The sequence below is a fragment of the Bacillus fungorum genome, from assembly GCF_002746455.1.
Lineage (GTDB): Bacteria > Bacillota > Bacilli > Bacillales > Bacillaceae_G > Bacillus_A > Bacillus_A fungorum.
Window position 1 is genome coordinate 114488 of the sequence record NZ_NWUW01000007.1, and the last position, 18973, is coordinate 133460.

The window sequence follows — 18973 nt, forward strand, 5'->3', positions numbered from 1 at the left end:
GATGACTGTTGCGCAATTAATTGATATGGATGCAAAAAGAACGAAAACAAATAACGAAGTATATCAAACATCTACAATGCTTGCACTATTAGATGGTATATATGATGGTGTAATTAGCTTTGAGGAATTGAAAGAACGTGGTGATTTCGGCATCGGTACATTTGATCAATTAGATGGTGAAATGATCGCATTTGATAACGAGTTTTATCATTTACGTTCAGACGGTTCGGCAGAAAAAGTAGAGCCAGAAGAAACAACACCGTTTGCGACTGTAACATTTTTTGAAAAAGAAATGAGCTATACGATAGAGCATCCGATGAATCGTGAAGAAGTTGAGGTATTATTACATGAATTGATGCCGAGTAAAAACTTATTTTACGGTATTCGAATGGACGGTACGTTCCGTGAAGTAAGAACGAGAACTGTTCCAAGACAAGAAAAACCGTATACACCGCTCGTTGAAGTGACGAAATCACAACCAATTTTCTCATTTAAACATACAGAAGGTACGCTAGCTGGATTTTGGACACCAGATTATGCGCAAGGTATTGGTGTAGCTGGTTTCCACTTACATTACATTGACGACGAAAGAAGCGGAGGCGGACATGTTTTTGATTATGTTGTTGAAAACTGTACGATCCAAATTTGTCAAAAAGCTCATATGCATTTAGCACTTCCAGAAACAGCTGATTTTATGGCGGCTGAATTATCTAGAGAAAATTTAGAGGATAATATTGCGACTGCGGAAGGTGCGGAGTAATAAGAGAAGCCGATTTGGCTTCTCTTTTATTTTGGGTTATTCCCGATATGCGGAACGATGCTCATCAGAAATGAAATAATTCTCTTTACCAGTTAAGGCTGATACTTCTACCAATTGATGTCCAAGCCCGTCCCATACTGTAACAGTATATAAGGATGACCATTCTATATTTCCACGAGCGAGTCGGAAAGAATAATAGTTATTATCTGTTGTTACTAAAACTTTGTTATAAATAATATTTTTTGTTTTTCTATTTTGTAGAATAAGGACAAAGTCTAGTTTATCTTCTTCTTTTGGAATTTGTAGTATTTTTGCTACAAACATTTCATTAGGATTTTTCTTCGTTTTATATACTTTTTCTGATTCTATTTTTAGTTCAGGTTTGCCCCTCATAGTCTCTCCCTTTACATATGTTTATTTCTTTGAAACAAACGGATGCCCCTCATAATAAAAACGCCACGGATAATGTACAGCTTCTTCTGCATAGTCGATGTTAATACGAGGACCTGCTGTTATTTTATATTGTGATGACATGTGTTCTTCTTCTGGGACGAGTTCAATATGTAATGTGTCACTTTGTAATGATACGCCTCGTTCTTCTAAAGTAATTCCGAGGGCACGGCATAGTTTGCCAGGGCCATTCGTTAAATTTTTATACTGCGCCTTTGTAATGTCGATTTTGTTGTAACGTGCGAGCTTTATTTCTTCTATTCCATCTACAGGCTCAAGTGCTCGAATGAGAACACCTTGCGGGGTGCCAACTGGCGCTGTAATGACGTTAAAACAATGGTACATACCGTAAATTAAATATACGTAAGCATGTCCTGGTGCGCCAAACATGACTTCTGTGCGGTCCGTTCGTCTGCCGCCGTAGCTATGTGCGGCTTTATCATCGGGACCTTTGTATGCTTCTACTTCTACAATGATTCCGCTTCGCTTTATTCCGTCTACAATATGAATGAGTTTCTGCCCGAGTAATTTTTTTGCTACTTCTAACGTATCGCCTTCATAAAAGGAAGGAGGTGCCTGCATTGTACTATCTCCTTTACTGAGTGTATATGTATATAGTAAACCAAATTTTCAGTAGTAATTCTAACTCGTTCTATTTGCTACATTTATTTCATAAATTATGGATAGAGTACAACAGCGAAGAGGGGGAGTGCGACATGATTTATCGCTTACTAGCTCTTAATATAGATGGGACACTACTATACAACAACGGAAAAATTGCAAAAGGATTACGAGAAACAATTGAATTTGTGAAACGAAAAGATGTATACGTTACATTATTTACGAGCCGTAATTTTCAGTCCGCTTATAAGGTAGCAAAGGCGTTAAAATTAGATTCTATATTAGTGACACACGGCGGTGCTTTCGTTTCAGCGACGTTAGATAAGCCGTACGTTCAAAGAAGGTTGTCGGAAGAGAAGACGTTTAACATTGTGCAAGTATTAGAGCACTTCGATTGTAACGTCCGCATTTCGCATGAACGGTTTTCAATCGGAAATCGTGAGAGAAATACACCAAACTTAATTGCGCGTACTGTATTATCAAGCGCAGATCCGCTATTTTATCCGGTTCAATTTGTCGATTCATTAGGTGATGCGCTTCGTGATCATCCAGTAGCGGCGCCAAAAATTGATGTTATTTTCCAAACGAAAGGTGAAAAAGAAAGAGGACTGAATACATTAAGAAAAGCGTTTCAAGATATAGAGTATGTGGAGTGTGATTCAAAACGAATAGAAATTTTACCGCAAAATGTATCGAAGCTACGCGGATTACAATTACTTGGAGATCATTTAAATATTTCGCTAAACGAAATGGTTGCGATTGGGGATAGCATGGAAGATTTAGAGGTAATTGAAAATGTAGGGCTCGGGGTAGCGATGGGGAACGCACCTGTAGAGTTAAAGCAAGTAGCAGATTGGATTACACGTTCAAATAGTGAGAACGGTGTAGAGTATATGATTAAAGAACATTTCCGTAAGCAATTCCCACTTCCGTTTTTGAAAAATCATAAAAATACACCGAAACGATGAAAGAAAAACGTAGCTTTTGGGCTACGTTTTTTTGTTGAACTTATTAAAATGAATGAAAACGTTTTAAATTATGAATTGTGTATGAAATCTATACAATTCACTTGAATACTCTGGGAAACTGTTGTAGAGTGAATGATGTTGCCAAAACAGTTACACTACATGAAATATTCTTCAGATTAATTTTATTGAGCGCCCATATGTAAAAACATTTCTGCATGATAGTTTAGTTCACGTATTATCTCAAAAATGAATTGTAGTAATTTTATTAATCAGTTGTAGAGTTTCTGTGGTTTATTTAAATGGATTATTTTAAGTTAATGTGAGTAAGAATTGGTACATATGAAATGTGCTTCTTTTCGTAAATTTAGGAATTATAAAAGGGGGAATGAATTTTTTGAGGAAATCATTTAATCAAAAAATAAAAAAATTAAGTAGTAGTTTTATAGTTGTGTTACTAGTATGTATGAATTTTTTAATCCATTTACCATATAAAGCAGAGGCAGCTACAACAGAATTAAAAGGTTTAGGTGATGTATCTTATTACAATGCAATCATTTTTGGAGATCATAGTGCAACGAGTGCGGATATTGAGGGTGCAATGGCTATTCAAAAAAATATGAATGCATCAAGTTATACAGTCGTAGCGGCTGCAACTGGAGCGCATAACTTAGCCGGGGCAACATGGGTAGATGAAGGATATCCATCATTATTACTAGGCGGTCAATTTACGAAAGCGGGAACAGGACAAGTAATTATTCAAGATGGAACAGTGGCGATGACAAAAGATGGTGACCCAGAAGGTGCAATGAAATCATCATATGGCCATATTTCTTATAAAGAGCAAGCGGAGATTGATGCTAAATTTAAGGAGTTTAGAAAAGACGTTGATAGTGTAATTGGGGATGCTGGCCAATTACACACTGATAAACCAAAACCGGGTATGACCTTTGGAATCGGTGAAGATGTAAAAAATCCTAACATTTATGTCTCTTCAGGTCAAACTGGCAAGAAAACATTTGATGTAAGTGATGTTTATCTTCCGAATGTAAGTAATAAAGACTTTATTGTTATTTATTCAGATGCAGAAGAAGTGAATTTTGGTGGCGGTGCAATCTTGTATGAGACAACAGATAAGGAAGGATTCACATTAGTTAATACATCTCAAACATATGACCCTAATTCCTTTTTTACTGAATTAGCTAGTAAAGTAATTTGGGTGTTTCCAAATGCTAAAAACATAACAACTAAAGGATATGGTGTAATAGGAAGTGTATTTGCGCCTAATGCAGTTGTAGAGACAAAGGGTGGTTCTATTAACGGACAAGCCTTTGTTGGTGGATTAAACCAAAGAGATGGATTTGAGGTTCATAACTTTAAATTTAATTGGCCAAAATGGAATAAGCCATCAGTTGAAAAAGTAACAGGTCAATTTGAAATTGTAAAAGTAGATGCAAGTGATGAAACAAAGTTATTACCAGGTGCAGAATTTGAAGTATATAAAGAGGATCAAAAAATAGATACATTACGAACAGATAAAACAGGTAAAGTAATTTCTAAAAAATTAGAACCAGGTAAATATATATTAAAAGAAACGAAAGCACCAGAAGGATATAAATCATTAAAAGAAGAAATTGAAGTTACTGTGGAGGCGAACAAAGTAGTACCAGTAACAGTTAAAAATGCGAAAGAGTTGGGAAGCTTACAGGTAGTCAAAAAGGATGCTGAGAGCAAAAATGTGCTAGAAGGCGCGGAATTTAGACTGAAAAACGAAAATGGTCAAATAGTTGGAGAGGCGAAAACCACAAATAAAGATGGTGTTGTTACATTCGAAAACTTAGTACCAGGTAAGTATACGTTAGAAGAAACGAAAGCGCCAGAAGGATACAAAGCGGTAGAAGTTACAGTAGAAGTAAACGTTGTAGCAAATAAAGTAGCGAAACAAGAAGTATTGAATGAAAAAGAACCAGGTGAAGGAACAGAAAAGCCAGGTGAAGGAACAGAAAAGCCAGGTGAAGGAACAGAAAAGCCAGGTGAAGGAACAGAAAAGCCAGGTGAAGGAACAGAAAAGCCAGGTGAAGGAACAGAAAAGCCAGGTGAAGGAACAGAAAAGCCAGGTGAAGGAACAGAAAAGCCAGGTGAAGGAACAGAAAAGCCAGGTGAAGGAACAGAAAAGCCAGGTGAAGAAACAGAAAAACCAGGTGAAGGAACAGAAAAGCCAGGTGGAGAAGCAGAAAAACCAGGTGAAGGAACAGAAAAGCCAGGTGAAGGAACAGAAAAGCCAGGTGAAGGAACAGAAAAGCCAGGTGAAGGAACAGAAAAGCCAGGTGAAGGAACAGAAAAACCAGGTGAAGGAACAGAAAAACCAGGTGGAGAAGCAGAAAAGCCGGGTGAAGGAACAGAGAAACCAGGTGAAGGAACAGAAAAGCCAGGTGAAGGAACAGAAAAGCCAGGTGAAGGAACAGAAAAACCAGGTGAAGGAACAGAAAAACCAGGTGAAGGAACAGAAAAACCAGGTGGAGAAGCAGAAAAGCCGGGTGAAGGAACAGAGAAACCAGGTGAAGGAACAGAAAAACCAGGTGGAGAAGCAGAAAAACCAGGTGGAGAAGCAGAAAAACCAGGTGAAGGAACAGAGAAACCGGGTGAAGGAACAGAGAAACCGGGTGAAGGAACAGAAAAGCCAGGTGGAGAAGCAGAAAAACCAGGTGAAGGAATGGAAAACGTAGATAAAGATCAACCTACCTTACCAGAAAAAGGACAAGGTGCGTCTCATGCACAACGCCTTCCAGCCACAGGACATGATATGAATTATCTTCCATTCATTGGTTTTGCTCTTGTGTTATTAGGAATACGTCTTAGATTTATAATTAAAAATAGTTAATAGTTTTATAAAAGGCATAAGAGAAATGTTATCTCTTATGCCTTTTCGTTTTTTGTTTAAGCTTCAATAACTTTAAGCATTCGATTTAAAAATGCGGCTGATTCAGCACGTGTTGCTGTGCCTTTTGGTACGAATTCATTACGTTCGTTCCCTTTTACGATTCCGTATGCGTAAACATTTTGTAATGCTTTCTTAGCGTATACTAAATCTTGGTCAGTGAATGGTAAGTTCACTTCTTTTCTATAAATCCAGTTATATTCTAATGCGCGGTCAATCATAATAACAGCTTCATCACGTGTTATTGTAGCAGTTGGATCAAATTTATTATTCCCACGACCACTAATGATACCTGCGCTAGCGGCACGATTAATTCCATCTACTAAAGATGGATGTGCTTCGTTTAAGTCTGTAAATTTAGCGTTTCCAGCAGGTAATTTTAAAGCTCTCGACATTAAATTTGCAAACTCAGCTCGTGTTACGAGGCGGTTTGGCCAGTAAGAACCATTTCCGTCACCGAACATGATTTTTCTAGCAGCCAATTGACGAATGTCTTGCTCATACCATCCACCTGTAATGTCGTCTTTTTCATGAGGGACTTCTGGCGGCGGAATAACCTCTTTACGATGTTCATTATAGTAAGCGTTCGTGCCCGTTAAGAAAGCGTCCCATTGTCCGCGTTGAATCATAAATGCAGGGCAGTTTTTTTCGCTCCAAAATTGATGCTTTTGAACGTGATCGAGGGAGATATTTAATTCGTTCATTAAATAAGCAGCTAATTTCCGGGCATTTTCTACCGCTTTAGCATAATTTCCATCACTGTTCACAGCAATTTCAATACCGATAGATTCATAGTTTCCAGTTTTATTTCCAGCATGCCAACCAACTTCATTTAATGGAAGATGTTGATAAATTTCTTTGTCATCTACTGTAAAATGCCAAGATGCTGAACGGTCAGTTTTCCCTCGTGCTTGATTATCTAAGTACTTTGCATGATTTAACGCGTTAGCGCCTTTACTTGTATTAGCAGTTTCGTGAATTGTAATGTACTTCGGTTCCATTGCGTAGCCAGGACGAATGTTTTCATTACCTTTTGGAACGATCATTTCTTTAAATGTAACACCATAAACGTTATTTGTAGGCAAATTAGATGGTGTTTTGAAAAACGCTGCGCTTCTCTTTTCAATTGTAATTGGTTTTTCGAATAATGATGCTTTCGTACCTTCAAAAGTAGCTGAAGGAGCATAAATCCATTTCTCAGTTCCGTTCATTGGAATTTTGAACCAATTCCCAGCTTGTTCAGTAGGAGCTACTGTTTGTGGCTGTAATTTCATTTCTTCTTTAAACGATTGGAAAGGGAATGAATATACTGATGCTTCTTCTGTTACAATTAGTTTTTGATTCGAGAGTTTATGAATCTCTTGTACTTCTAAACTATTATTTTCTTTATTAACCCAGCCAGAACCAAATGTAGTTTGTACGTAATATGCATTACCTTTTTTCTTCGTTGCCTTTACCACAGGTTCAGCAATTTCAATATTTGTTTTGGTTTTTAAGTCGTTTGAATCGTATAGTGGAAGTTTTGTGGATAAGTGGAGAAGATATTCACCCGAGATTTCAAGGTCGTTTTCTTCGTCATGTCTATGCTGTTTTGCATGTTCTTCAATGCTTTTTAAAGCTTGTTCATCCATAGACAATTCCGCAGTTTTCTCTATATTTTCTGCGAATGAATAAGTAGGTGCTACAAATGTTTGTAATGCCAAAGATAGTGCTAAAATGTTGTAAAACTTTTTTTTCATAGTTGTTTTAACACGTTATAGTCTCTATGTCGTGTTAACAGTCCTCCTTTAGATGTATTTAAATTAGTAGCAAGTACTAATACGTTCTAGATTGTAACAAGAGTATATTATAATGTCTATATAAATAGAAAAAGTTCGTTAAAAATCAATATTCAGTTTGTTTTAAATAGGATATCAAAATAAGGTAAAACCTTCTGTATTGACCTGCAAACGCCCTTCAAGTAAACTAAAGAGAGTTTGCAAATGAAAAGGTGATAATGTTGTTAATTTCAATTAAAACGTTACAAGATGATCGTTTTTTACGTCCGCTACAAAATATTGGCGGCTTATTTTTTGAAGATAGTACGATTGGATTTGAACAAGCGGAAGCAAATCTTATCGTTGATATACACATTGAAGAGAATGTGAAAGCATCAGCTCGTTTAACAGACGTTGCGACTGGAAATGTGTATGAAGAAACATTCGCAAAAGATTTATCTGCTTTTACAGATGAAAAAGAGCGTATGAAGCAAGTGAAGCACGTTGTTTCTTATGTATATCTTTCTGTTCTTCAGCAGTTAACTGGTATTGAACAAAGCTGGGGTATTTTAACGGGAGTTCGTCCAACGAAACTTCTTCATAAAATGCTTCAAAATGGTATGTCAAAAGAAGAAGCACACCAAGAACTTCGTGAAAGTTATTTAATTCATGAAGAGAAAATTGAACTTCTTCAGCGTATTGTTGATTGCCAATTAGCGGTAGTTCCGGATTTATACCGTTTGAAAGAGGAAGTAAGTATTTATATCGGTATTCCATTCTGCCCAACAAAATGTGCATATTGTACATTCCCGGCGTATGCAATTAACGGACGCCAAGGCTCTGTTGATTCATTCTTAGGTGGTTTACATTATGAAGTTCGTGAAATTGGTAAGTTTTTAAAAGAAAAAGGTGTAACAGTTACGACGATCTATTACGGCGGCGGTACACCGACAAGTATTACAGCAGAAGAGATGGATATGCTGTATGAAGAAATGTATGAAGCGTTCCCAGATGTGAAAAATGTGCGTGAAGTAACAGTTGAGGCAGGTCGCCCAGATACAATTACGCCAGCAAAACTAGAAGTGTTAAATAAATGGAACATTGACCGTATTAGTATTAATCCGCAGTCATACCATCAAGAGACACTAAAAGCAATTGGACGTCACCATACTGTAGAAGAAACAATTGAGAAGTATCATTTAGCTCGTGAAATGGGAATGAACAATATTAATATGGACTTAATTATTGGTCTTCCTGGTGAAGGGTTAGATATCTTCAAGCATACGTTAGATGAAACAGAAAAGTTAATGCCAGAATCATTAACAGTTCATACGTTATCATTTAAACGTGCTTCTGAAATGACGCAAAACAAACGTAAATATAAAGTAGCAGGTCGCGAAGAAATTACAGCGATGATGCACGAAGCAGAAGAGTGGACGCAAAAGCATAATTACGTACCATATTACCTATACCGTCAAAAGAATATTTTAGGTAACTTAGAGAACGTTGGTTATGCAATGCCGACGCAAGAAAGTATTTACAACATTGTCATTATGGAAGAAGTACAATCGATTATCGGACTTGGCTGTGGTGCATCAAGTAAGTTTGTTCACCCGAAGACAGGTGCAATTACGCACTTCGCTAATCCGAAAGATCCAAAATCATATAATGATGGCTTCGTAAAATATACAGAAGACAAACTGAAAATTTTAGAAGAGCTATTTGTATAAGGAGAAGGGGGCTGTTCCGATTTGGAACAGCTTCTTCTTTATATTGTCAGTTTTTGTAGGTAAGTCAATATATTCGGGAAATCGTCGACATAATTTCATTTAGCGTCTAACGGCGCTGTTTGTAAAACTATGTCGATAATAATCAGAAAAATTAGTCAAATAGTTAGAGGACAATGTCTACTTATGGACGAAATGATAGATTTATGAAAGAGAAAAGGGGGAAATTGTTGGCATGTACATGACGATAGGGAGAATTTTTGATTTATCTGTTGGTAAGTATCCGAATAAAGAGGCGTTAGTGGAACCAGAAAAAAATATTCGCTGGACGTATAAACAGTGGGATGAGCAAATAAATAAAACGGCGCACGCTCTATTAGAAGAAGGGGTAAGAAAAGGAGATACTGTATCTGTTTACTTATATAACTGCTGTGAATTTGTAAACGTTTACTTAGCTTGTGCGAAAATTGGAGCGATCTTTAACCCGATTAATTTCCGCTTAAAAGCAAAAGAAGTATCGTATATTCTCCAGGACGCAGCCTCCAAAGTCGTTGTCTTTGAAAAAGCAGTTGAATCAACTGTTGCTATCATTGAACGAGATTTCCCAAATACATCTTTTTGGTATGTAGAAGACGATACACCTTCCTATGCAAGTTCCTACCATGAAAAAGTGAATGCAGCATCTTCTGAGAAAATAGATATCGAAATTGATGAAATGGATTATTGTTCTATGCTGTATACGAGCGGTACGACAGGGCATCCGAAAGGTGTATTACATCGTCATCGTGAAATGACTGAACATAGTATGATTTGTACGTATTTCCTTAAATATAATCGAGATAGTGTTGGACTTGTTGTTGCACCTTTATATCACTGCGGTGAGTTAAATGCCGGGATTATTCCGCGCATTCAAGTTGGCGGAAAGAATGTTATTTTACATCACTTTGATACAGAAACAGTATTACATACGATTCAAGAAGAGAAGATTACGACGTTCTTTGCAGCACCGACGATGTGGAATATGCTGTTGCAAAAAGACTTAACGCAGTATGATTTAACGTCGATGAAGATCGGTATATACGGCGGAGCTGCAATGGCACCGGCATTAGTAAAGGAATGTAAAGAACGTCTTTATATTGATCTTGTTCAAATATACGGAATGACAGAAATGGGACCAGTTGTTGCGTTTCTCGTAGAAGAAGATCAAATTACGAAAGCAGGTTCAGCGGGAACACCATGCTTTAGTCATGAAATTCGAATTGTAAAACCAAGTGATGATGCACCAGCAGAACCAGATGATGTATTGCCCACTTATGAAGTAGGAGAGATTATTTTGCGCGGCCCAACTATGATGGCTGGTTATCATAACCGAGAAGAAGCAAATGCAAAATCGATGTATAAAGGATGGTATCATTCTGGTGATTTAGGCTACTTCGATAAAGATGGTTATTTATTCGTCGCAGATCGTGTGGATGATATGGTGATTAGTGGCGGCGTTAATATTTATCCACGTGAAATTGAAGATTTCCTTCATAGTCATCCGGGTATATTAGATGTTGCCGTGCTTGGTGAGCCAGATGAATTATGGGGAGAACGTGTTGTGGCAGTCGTTGTAAAGAAAGATGAACATATTACAGAGGCTGATTTAGAAACATATTGTAAAGAAAGTGATGAATTAGCAGATTATAAACGTCCTCGTCACTATTTATTTGTGGATGAACTGCCTCGTAATGCGAGTGGAAAATTACAAAAATTTGTCCTGAGAGAGTCGTTGAAGGGCGCAAAAAAATAGAAAGTGGGGGATACCCACTTTCTGTTTTTATTTACGTGAAAACCCTTCTTCATCAAGGTATTCCGCAGCTTCTGGATAAGAGTTGAATGTACCGTCTAAGTTTACACCAGCGTACACGTTCCACATATCATCCTCAGAGATAAGAGTAAGGATATGACCGTCTTCGTTATGCCATTCTTCTTCTTTCGCAGGTTCTGCAGGAACTACTACTTCTTCTTGTGAAAGTAATTCAATTGATTGCTCGATTACTGAGCGTAATTCATCTGCTGAAAATTCGCGGATGTTAACCATACCTTTATCATCCGTTTTATAACCTTTAATACCACTTGCATATACAAAGCCGTTTCCATTTGGATGTAAGTGATAAACAACGTTCTTTTTATCTAAACGACTTTCTTCGAAGTGAAAGTTCACGCGTTTTAATGATACGTTCTTTCTTTCTAATTCAGGGAAAGATTCAATGATCGATAATTTTTCTTCAAAAGTTAGCATAGTGCCTCCAAATATATAATAAAAGATTTAATTTGTTCATTATAACATAGTTATAATGGTTTCCAAAGGTGCGGTAGGCACTTGTAATTGAATACGTTTACGTCACGATACTGTAAAAAGTGGACTAACGAATGTATCTTTTTAGGTGTACAATAGAATGTGGACTTTATACGAAGGTGGTTATTATATGTTTCAAAAAATAGCAAAGGAATGTTTAGCGGGTTTTACTGTTGCGATCGTTGCGTTGCCACTTGCCATTGCATTTGGTATTGCTGCAACAGGAACGTCTGAGGGCGCACTAGTCGGATTGTATGGTGCGATTTTTGCAGGTTTATTTGCGGCGTTATTTGGTGGTACACCTGGGCAGGTTACGGGGCCAACTGGACCGATTACGGTTATCGCAACAGGGGTTATTGCGACGCACGGGTTAGAGGCGAGTTTTATAGCCTTTATGATGGCGGGACTGTTTCAAATTTTATTCGGTGTATGTAAGCTTGGATCTTACGTTCGATATATTCCGTATCCTGTCGTTTCAGGATTTATGAACGGTATCGCATTGATTATTATTTTAGGTGAAATGAAACATGTGCAAAATAGTTTTCTACTTGTCGTATTAACGATTATTGTAATGGTTGTTTCTGGAAAATGGATTAAGGCCATTCCATCTAGTTTAGTTGCATTAGTTGGTGTGACAGCTATGCTTCCTTTATTTTCTTCTGCGTTAGAAGGACTTACAGTGAGGTTACCGGTTATCGGAAACCTTTCACTAAATAAAGTAATTGAAAAGATTGGAATGATTCCAGAAGCGATGCCGACGCTTCATATTCCATCTTTAAGTGGAACAGGCATAGCAGAACTCATTTTACCAGCGCTTAGTATTGCTTTATTAGGATCGATTGACTCGTTGTTAACATCGGTCGTAATGGATAATGTGACGGGGACACGTCATAAAAGTAATAAAGAACTGGTCGGACAAGGTATTGGTAATATGATGAGCGGATTGTTTGGCGGATTAGCAGGGGCAGGTGCGACTGTGCGTTCAATCGTTAATATAAGAAGTGGCGGTAAAACGGCGCTTTCAGCATGTATGCATAGTGTGATATTATTTATTTTCATTATGGGACTTGGCTCGGTCGTACAATACATTCCACTTGCTGTATTATCAGGTATTTTAATTTTAACTGGTATTGGCATGTTTGATTGGGAAAGTATGAAGAAAATGCATGTAGCACCAAAAGGTGATGTCATTGTTATGCTCGTAACGATGGTTGTCACAGTGAAGTTTGATTTAATGATCGCTGTTGCGTTCGGTATTATTCTTTCGTTCATTATATACATGGTGAAATGTAAAGAACGTAAAGCTTCTATTGTAAAAGAAAAGGAAGCGACGTATAAAATTAAAGGCCCACTTTCGTTTTTAACAGTGGATCGTGTTTTTTATGCTTTACAAGACGTAAAGTCTCCGGCTGTTTTACGTATGAAAGATGTGCGTTATATGGATGTATCAGGAGCTATGGCGTTATTGAATTTCATTGAGCAGTCGGATAAGTCAGGAGTGAGTGTGACGCTAGAACAAGTGCCTACTCATATTGAAAAAACATTAGTAACGATGGCGAGTACGGAGCAGAAAGAAAAATTACAGTTTGCAGAAGCTGATGTTATGTAAGGAAATGCCCTTGTATGAGGGTGTTTTTTTATTTTATTTAATATCTGTATATGGAGATATTTTTGTGATTATTGACATTTATTAATCTTAGCAGTATAGTAACATTTTAGATTAGGTATGTGATATTATAATAATGTATATGAATTTTGAGATTCCTTTTTTTCAGAAGGAAGAGCTTTGAGCTGGAGGGAATAATTGATGTACAAACAGTTACCACACGGAGTGAAGATTGGGATTACACGCTCAATTGTTGTTTCTTTTGAGAAGTATATGAAAGAAATTGAATGGAACGAAGAAAAGTTTGATATGCAACAATTTGTTGAACAGTGGAAACAGTATTTATACACAAAATCAACTTGGATCAATAAAGTAGATGATGAGTTGAAAGGACATCCAGATTTCCATCAAGCATTGGCGATGAAAGTAAATGAAAAAATTAACGAGTTTATTAATGAAAAACCGAGCGAAGAGCAAGTGGAGCAATTAAAGAGAAATAAAGTGAAGCATGCAGATGAAATGTGCAAATTAGAAGCTGAATATCATATTGAACGTTTATTAGTAACGAAATAAATTTTACATAAAGAAAAAGCCTGTCCAAGGAGGTGTGATGACCATCTTTTTGAACAGGCTTTTTTGTATGAAAAGAAGAAGAGAGGCCTTTGGAAGCGGACTCTCTTTATTATTAGTCTTGTGGTACAAATGCTTTCCAAGATGATAGATCCATATCTTCTTTTAATATTGATGAAGCAGGGAAGACAAATGACCACGGTTTTGTAGTGTTCGCTTTAATTTCAAGGTTCGGTAATGTGAAAGCACCTTTAACAACAACTGTACCTGTGGCATCTTCAATATGAAGAGGAAGTTGCTCTAGTTGAATGTTGTCTTTGCAACCGTTACGAATAAGAAGCGTTGTATGTAAATCACCGTTTTCTTTTCGTGCAGCTTGCAGGCCTAGGAAGTTAATTTCACCATCATTTGGAGGTGTTAAATTGTCTACGAAATTACGTAAAGCTTCTTTGCTTGCTTCAGGTAACTGAGCTTCCCAAGATGGATCTAGATCTAATGCATGCTTACTTTCAAGTTCAAACGCTAATTCCCAATCTGTTTGCGATAATTCAGCATCTGTAATTGTTTCTTGCTCAAATGTAAAGATAAATGGCATATTTACATTTGCAGGAATATCACCTAATGCAGAAAGGTTAAATGTTTTACGTGCGCATAGTTTCTTCTCTTTATTTAGAAGAATTAATGTAACCTCTTCGAAAGAAATTGGTTTCGGAACAGTGCTGCGAATAAATACAGCTACGTCATAACCACTATCACGTTTTTCAATCTCAATTCCAGATAAAGAAATTTGATATTCTTGTAAACGTGGTAGTTCTTTATGTAAAAATTGATAAATGTATTTTTGTTCTTGTGCTACTGTACCCCAGCTTGGATGGAAGTAAAGCGTTGGTTTTACAGTTTTATTTTCAGTATTTGTGTCTTCTTGTCCGAATAATTGACTACTAGAGACAGTCGTATCTTTTCCGTTTTTCTTAGCTTTTTTTAGGAATGATAACATAATCTTTCACCTCGTTATTGTACGTTTTCAGGAACACCTAAATGTCTTGCAACATAGCGGCACATTTCTTTTTCGAAATTACCATATGTGTATAAAAAGATATCTAAACCTTCTTTTTGATAAAGACGAGTAGGATCTTCTTGTTGATATTGTCTTAGCCCAATGCCTTCTTTTAAGTGGGTCATTGCATCTAAGTGATTGACCCAGTTCTGATCTAGGAAATGAAGGGCAACATATCGTAGCGACTGTTGTAAATCAGTATGGCTATTTAGTTCTTTTACGCGCTCTTTATAAAGAGATACTGTTTCTTTTAAAATGGATTGTAAATCTTCCGGTGAATGTACATTATTCGCTGATAGTAATGGTATGTTTTCGCCCGGTAAAATTTCGTTTATATTTGCCGTTAAACGAGCAAAATCCCATTCTTCCGGAAGCATACCTTCTAAAAGATATTGCTTAGAAATGGCTTCTATAGCATGATCAATCATTGGAATAATAATTTCAATCATATTTGTATCTTCTTGTAACAAGTTATTACGTAATTTATAAATAACGTTACGTTGGTCATTTATTACATCATCTAACTTTAAATTGTACTCACGCATTGAGAAATGGCTACCTTCACAAATTAATTGTGTACGGTTCACGAAATCATGGACTTTAGAAGTTAGAATAAGTCCTGTTTCATCTGTTTTCAGTGATTTAGTTAATTTCTCGACTTCTTCATGTGCGAAACGTTGTAGCATTTCATCTTCTAAAGAAAGGAAGAATTGAGAGCTCCCTGGGTCACCTTGGCGACCAGCACGACCTTTTAGCTGATTGTCAACGCGTCTTGATTCATGACGTTCTGTCCCAATCACATGTAATCCACCAAGTTCGTGAACACCCTCACCTAGTAAAATATCAGTACCTCGTCCGGCCATATTCGTCGCAATTGTAATTTGTCCTTTTTGTCCAGCAGTGGCGATTAAATCGGCCTCTTGCTCCGCGCTTTTCGCATTTAATAATTGATATGTAATATTTGCTTCATCTAAGTAACGAGCAACGGTTTCTGATTGCAAAATAGACATCGTCCCAATTAGAATCGGGCGTCCTTGTTTATTATGTTTTAGAACGTCTTCACGAACAGCTTTATATTTAGCATCGGCTGTTACGTACACGACGTCATTTTTGTCTTCACGAATGATCGGACGGTTTGTCGGAATCGGCATAACTTCCATGTTATATACACGATTAAATTCTTTTTCTTCCGTTTTTGCTGTACCTGTCATACCTGATAATGCTGGATACATACGGAAGAAGTTTTGAATTGTAATGGACGCCTGTGTTTGGTTTTCTTCTGTAATTTCTAAACCTTCTTTTGCTTCAAGAGCTTGGTGTAAGCCGTCACTTAAAGAGCGACCATCCATAACGCGGCCCGTGAAAATATCTACAAGTAGAATTTTTTCATCATGTACAATGTAGTCGACATCACATTGGAAAGCGACATGTGCTCGTAATGCTTGAATCATATAATGATATAAAGTTTGATGTTCTAAATCATATAGGTTATCGATATCAAATAAATCTTCTATTTTTGTAATACCGTCTTCTGTAAAACTAGCAGATTTCGATTCTGCATCGTACGTGTAATGAAGCGTATCCTGGAACGATTTAATAACTTTTGCACATAAATAGTGTAAATCAGAGCTGCTTGATTTCTTACCAGCGATAATAAGAGGCGTCTTTGCTTCATCAATTAAAACGCTATCAATCTCATCGATAATAGCAAAATGATAGGGACGTTGTACCTGCTCATTTTTTGAAGCGGCCATATTATCACGTAGATAGTCAAAGCCAAATTCTGTTCCAATACCATATGTAATATCGGCTTCGTACGCAAGTTTCTTTTCGGAAGGATCGATTTGAGGAATATTCAATCCAACCTTTAAACCTAGAAATTCATGAACTTGGCCAATCAATTCTTTATCTCGTTTTGCTAAATAGTCGTTTACAGTAATAACGTGAACACCTTTTCCTTCAAGAGCACGTACGTATGTTGGAAGAGAAGAAACTAATGTTTTTCCTTCGCCAGTTGGCATCTCTGCAATATTACCTTCTAATAGTACAAGACCACCAATTAACTGCACATCGTAGTGACGTAATCCAAGTACACGCTTTGCTGCTTCACGTACAACAGCAAACGCTTCAACTTTTATATCATCCACTGTTTTTCCATCGTGTAGCATGTTTTTAAATGTGATCGTTTTATTACGTAATTCTTCATCAGATAAATCAGATAGTTTTTCTTCTAAATTATTAATGTCTTGAACAAGTTGTTCATATTTTTTTAGTTTTCTCTTTTGAGAATCTCCTAACAGCTTTTTTACCGAATTCAGCATGTTGTAAACACTCCTCTTACTGACAATAGCTACATTATAGCACATGTTTATCCCGAATAAGTAGAAGTAGTAAATTGAAGAAAAAACTGGATGGAAGTAAGGGGCTATAGCATATGGTGTATTTAAAACGTATAAAGAAAGAGAGTATTCAATGTATAAGAAATTTGGTATGATAGCTAAATGAGATAAAGTGAAATTTTTCAAAAAAGAGAAGAATATAGCTATCTCGTTTTATGATGTAATATGTATGGAAATTATCTATTGAAAGAAAAGAGCTAGAAGATGAATAATAAGTTTGTGAAAGGCGCTGCGATTTTAACGATTACAACGTTTTTATCGAAAGTGTTGGGAAGTTTTTTTCAAATCCCATTACAAAATATAGCAGGAGATGAAGTGATTGGGATTTTCCGCCTTGTTTTTCCTGTATATATGATAGCTTTAACTTTATCAGTAGCGGGAGTACCGCTAGCTATTTCGCAGTTAATCGCTGAACTTCATGAGAAGAATGATCAGGATGGGATTGCCAAACTATTTATGTCAGCATCTATTATTGGAGTAATATTTGGGGTGCTTGGATTTTCGGTTATTATGATTGGATCAAGTATGTTTGCAAATATGCTTGGCGGACAAGATACGAGACTCCCATTAATTGTCACTTCGTTTGCTTTATTAATCGCACCCTATATGGCGGTATATCGAGGGTATTTCCAAGGTTTTGGAGATATGATTCCTACCGGGGTGTCACAAGTAATTGAGCAATTCATTCGTGTTTTCTTTATGTTAGCAATTGCATTCTTATTTGTATCATGGAATAAAGATAGTGATGTTGTAACAGGCGGCGCAATGATTGGTTCTTGCCTTGGGGTAATTACGTCACTTATCTATTTGAGATTGAAGTATGTAAAAAGTATATATCGTTATAAAAGTAATACATATTCACTGCAAGATTTTAAAGATAATGCAAAAAAAATACTTCAGGTTTCGATTCCAATTGCAATTGGAGCATTATCGATGCCGGTGTTAAATTTAGTTGATTCTGTAACGATTCCACATATGTTACAAGAATCCACTACAACGATTCAAGAACAATTTGGTATATATAGTCGTGGCTTTGCGTTTACACAATTAATTGTCGTGTTTGCAAGTGCGATGGTATTTCCATTAATCCCGTTGTTAACTGCTGCATTAACAAAGAAGGATGTAGCGTTAGCAAAACAAACAATTGAACGAACAAATGAGCTTGCTCATGTTTTAACAACGCCGATAACAATCTGGCTCATGGCACTTACAGTCCCGTTAAATATTGGATTGTTTACAGATGCTAAAGGGAGCGGAATGTTAGCTATTTTAATTGGTAGTTCGTATTTCACATCACTTATGGTATTATCAATAGGAATTTTGCAAGGAATTAACCGTTCTAAGCAAGCGGCGTGGATAGTTGTTGGAGCGAGTTTTGTAAAAATCATATTAAATATAGTACTCGTAAGTCAATTTGGCATAACTGGTGCGGCTTATAGTACACTTATCATATATATCATGATTTGTATTGTAAATTATATATATATTCGAAAAGAATTAGCTTATTCGATTCGCATGGGAAGATTTTTTGCTGTAATTGGAGTATCTAGTATAGTAGGTATAGGATTATATTTCACATCTACTTTCATAAATGTGGTAGATTCTAGACTTATTGCAATAATATATAGTGGTTTAGCATTTTGTGTGGCCTTGTTCATATATGGCATATGCGCATTAAAGTTGAACTGGATATCCAAAAAGCAAATTCCATTTTTACGTAAGTAAATTTGTCCATAAATGAGTATGGCTATTTATATGTTTGTGAAAGAAATCAATTTGAAG

Annotated in this window: 14 protein-coding genes; 8 read left to right on the forward strand and 6 right to left on the reverse strand. The window is 36.6% G+C overall.

Going from position 1 to position 18973, the window contains the following annotated elements; all coding sequences use genetic code 11:
* Position 1 precedes the first annotated feature (1 nt).
* Positions 2–760 (forward strand): alpha-acetolactate decarboxylase, encoded by a 759-nt coding sequence (gene alsD / locus CO726_RS12505; RefSeq protein ID WP_099684448.1) that lies wholly within the window; start codon positions 2–4, stop codon positions 758–760.
* A 36-nt stretch (positions 761–796) separates the two neighbouring features.
* Here the strand turns inward: alsD and CO726_RS12510 are convergent, their stop codons facing one another.
* Both CO726_RS12510 and CO726_RS12515 read right to left on the reverse strand, forming a co-directional pair.
* Positions 797–1153 carry a hypothetical protein gene (locus tag CO726_RS12510; RefSeq protein ID WP_099684449.1) on the reverse strand — a complete coding sequence of 119 codons (357 nt, stop codon included), beginning with the start codon at positions 1151–1153 and terminating at the stop codon, positions 797–799.
* Positions 1154–1174: 21 nt separating this feature from the next.
* Positions 1175–1792 carry a DNA-3-methyladenine glycosylase gene (locus tag CO726_RS12515; RefSeq protein WP_099684450.1) on the reverse strand — a complete coding sequence of 206 codons (618 nt, stop codon included), beginning with the start codon at positions 1790–1792 and terminating at the stop codon, positions 1175–1177.
* A 134-nt stretch (positions 1793–1926) separates the two neighbouring features.
* On the opposite strand from CO726_RS12515, the gene CO726_RS12520 reads away from it, so the two are divergent.
* Together CO726_RS12520 and CO726_RS12525 are read left to right on the forward strand one after the other, a co-directional pair.
* The gene (locus CO726_RS12520; RefSeq protein ID WP_098761282.1) at positions 1927–2799 is read left to right on the forward strand and encodes a Cof-type HAD-IIB family hydrolase; all 873 of its coding nucleotides are present in this window, start codon (positions 1927–1929) and stop codon (positions 2797–2799) included.
* Between the two features lie 394 nt (positions 2800–3193).
* On the forward strand, positions 3194–5677 hold the full coding sequence (locus CO726_RS12525; protein WP_099684451.1) for a SpaA isopeptide-forming pilin-related protein: 2484 nt from the start codon (positions 3194–3196) through the stop codon (positions 5675–5677).
* Positions 5678–5733: 56 nt separating this feature from the next.
* On the opposite strand, the gene CO726_RS31470 is transcribed toward CO726_RS12525, so the two are convergent.
* On the reverse strand, positions 5734–7473 hold the full coding sequence (locus CO726_RS31470; protein ID WP_136699594.1) for an S-layer homology domain-containing protein: 1740 nt from the start codon (positions 7471–7473) through the stop codon (positions 5734–5736).
* Positions 7474–7730: 257 nt separating this feature from the next.
* Here CO726_RS31470 and CO726_RS12540 point away from each other — a divergent pair, with 257 nt between their 5' ends.
* Both CO726_RS12540 and CO726_RS12545 read left to right on the forward strand, forming a co-directional pair.
* Positions 7731–9221, forward strand: coding sequence for a coproporphyrinogen III oxidase (locus CO726_RS12540; protein WP_136699595.1), 1491 nt, complete (start codon positions 7731–7733; stop codon positions 9219–9221).
* A 232-nt stretch (positions 9222–9453) separates the two neighbouring features.
* Positions 9454–11010, forward strand: coding sequence for a fatty acid--CoA ligase (locus CO726_RS12545; protein ID WP_098759193.1), 1557 nt, complete (start codon positions 9454–9456; stop codon positions 11008–11010).
* 27 nt (positions 11011–11037) lie between these two features.
* Here the strand turns inward: CO726_RS12545 and CO726_RS12550 are convergent, their stop codons facing one another.
* Positions 11038–11502, reverse strand: a complete 465-nt coding sequence (locus CO726_RS12550; RefSeq protein WP_098759192.1) for a hypothetical protein — start codon at positions 11500–11502, stop codon at positions 11038–11040.
* A gap of 187 nt (positions 11503–11689) precedes the next feature.
* Here CO726_RS12550 and CO726_RS12555 point away from each other — a divergent pair, with 187 nt between their 5' ends.
* Both CO726_RS12555 and CO726_RS12560 read left to right on the forward strand, forming a co-directional pair.
* Positions 11690–13168 carry a SulP family inorganic anion transporter gene (locus CO726_RS12555; RefSeq protein WP_099684452.1) on the forward strand — a complete coding sequence of 493 codons (1479 nt, stop codon included), beginning with the start codon at positions 11690–11692 and terminating at the stop codon, positions 13166–13168.
* 198 nt (positions 13169–13366) lie between these two features.
* Positions 13367–13738, forward strand: coding sequence for a hypothetical protein (locus CO726_RS12560; protein ID WP_097950019.1), 372 nt, complete (start codon positions 13367–13369; stop codon positions 13736–13738).
* Positions 13739–13850: 112 nt separating this feature from the next.
* Here the strand turns inward: CO726_RS12560 and CO726_RS12565 are convergent, their stop codons facing one another.
* Together CO726_RS12565 and secA2 are read right to left on the reverse strand one after the other, a co-directional pair.
* Positions 13851–14732 carry an accessory Sec system S-layer assembly protein gene (locus tag CO726_RS12565; RefSeq protein ID WP_099684453.1) on the reverse strand — a complete coding sequence of 294 codons (882 nt, stop codon included), beginning with the start codon at positions 14730–14732 and terminating at the stop codon, positions 13851–13853.
* A gap of 14 nt (positions 14733–14746) precedes the next feature.
* Positions 14747–17113 (reverse strand): accessory Sec system translocase SecA2, encoded by a 2367-nt coding sequence (gene secA2 / locus CO726_RS12570; protein WP_099684454.1) that lies wholly within the window; start codon positions 17111–17113, stop codon positions 14747–14749.
* Positions 17114–17395: 282 nt separating this feature from the next.
* On the opposite strand from secA2, the gene CO726_RS12575 reads away from it, so the two are divergent.
* Positions 17396–18916, forward strand: coding sequence for a putative polysaccharide biosynthesis protein (locus tag CO726_RS12575; RefSeq protein ID WP_099684455.1), 1521 nt, complete (start codon positions 17396–17398; stop codon positions 18914–18916).
* Positions 18917–18973 lie beyond the last annotated feature (57 nt).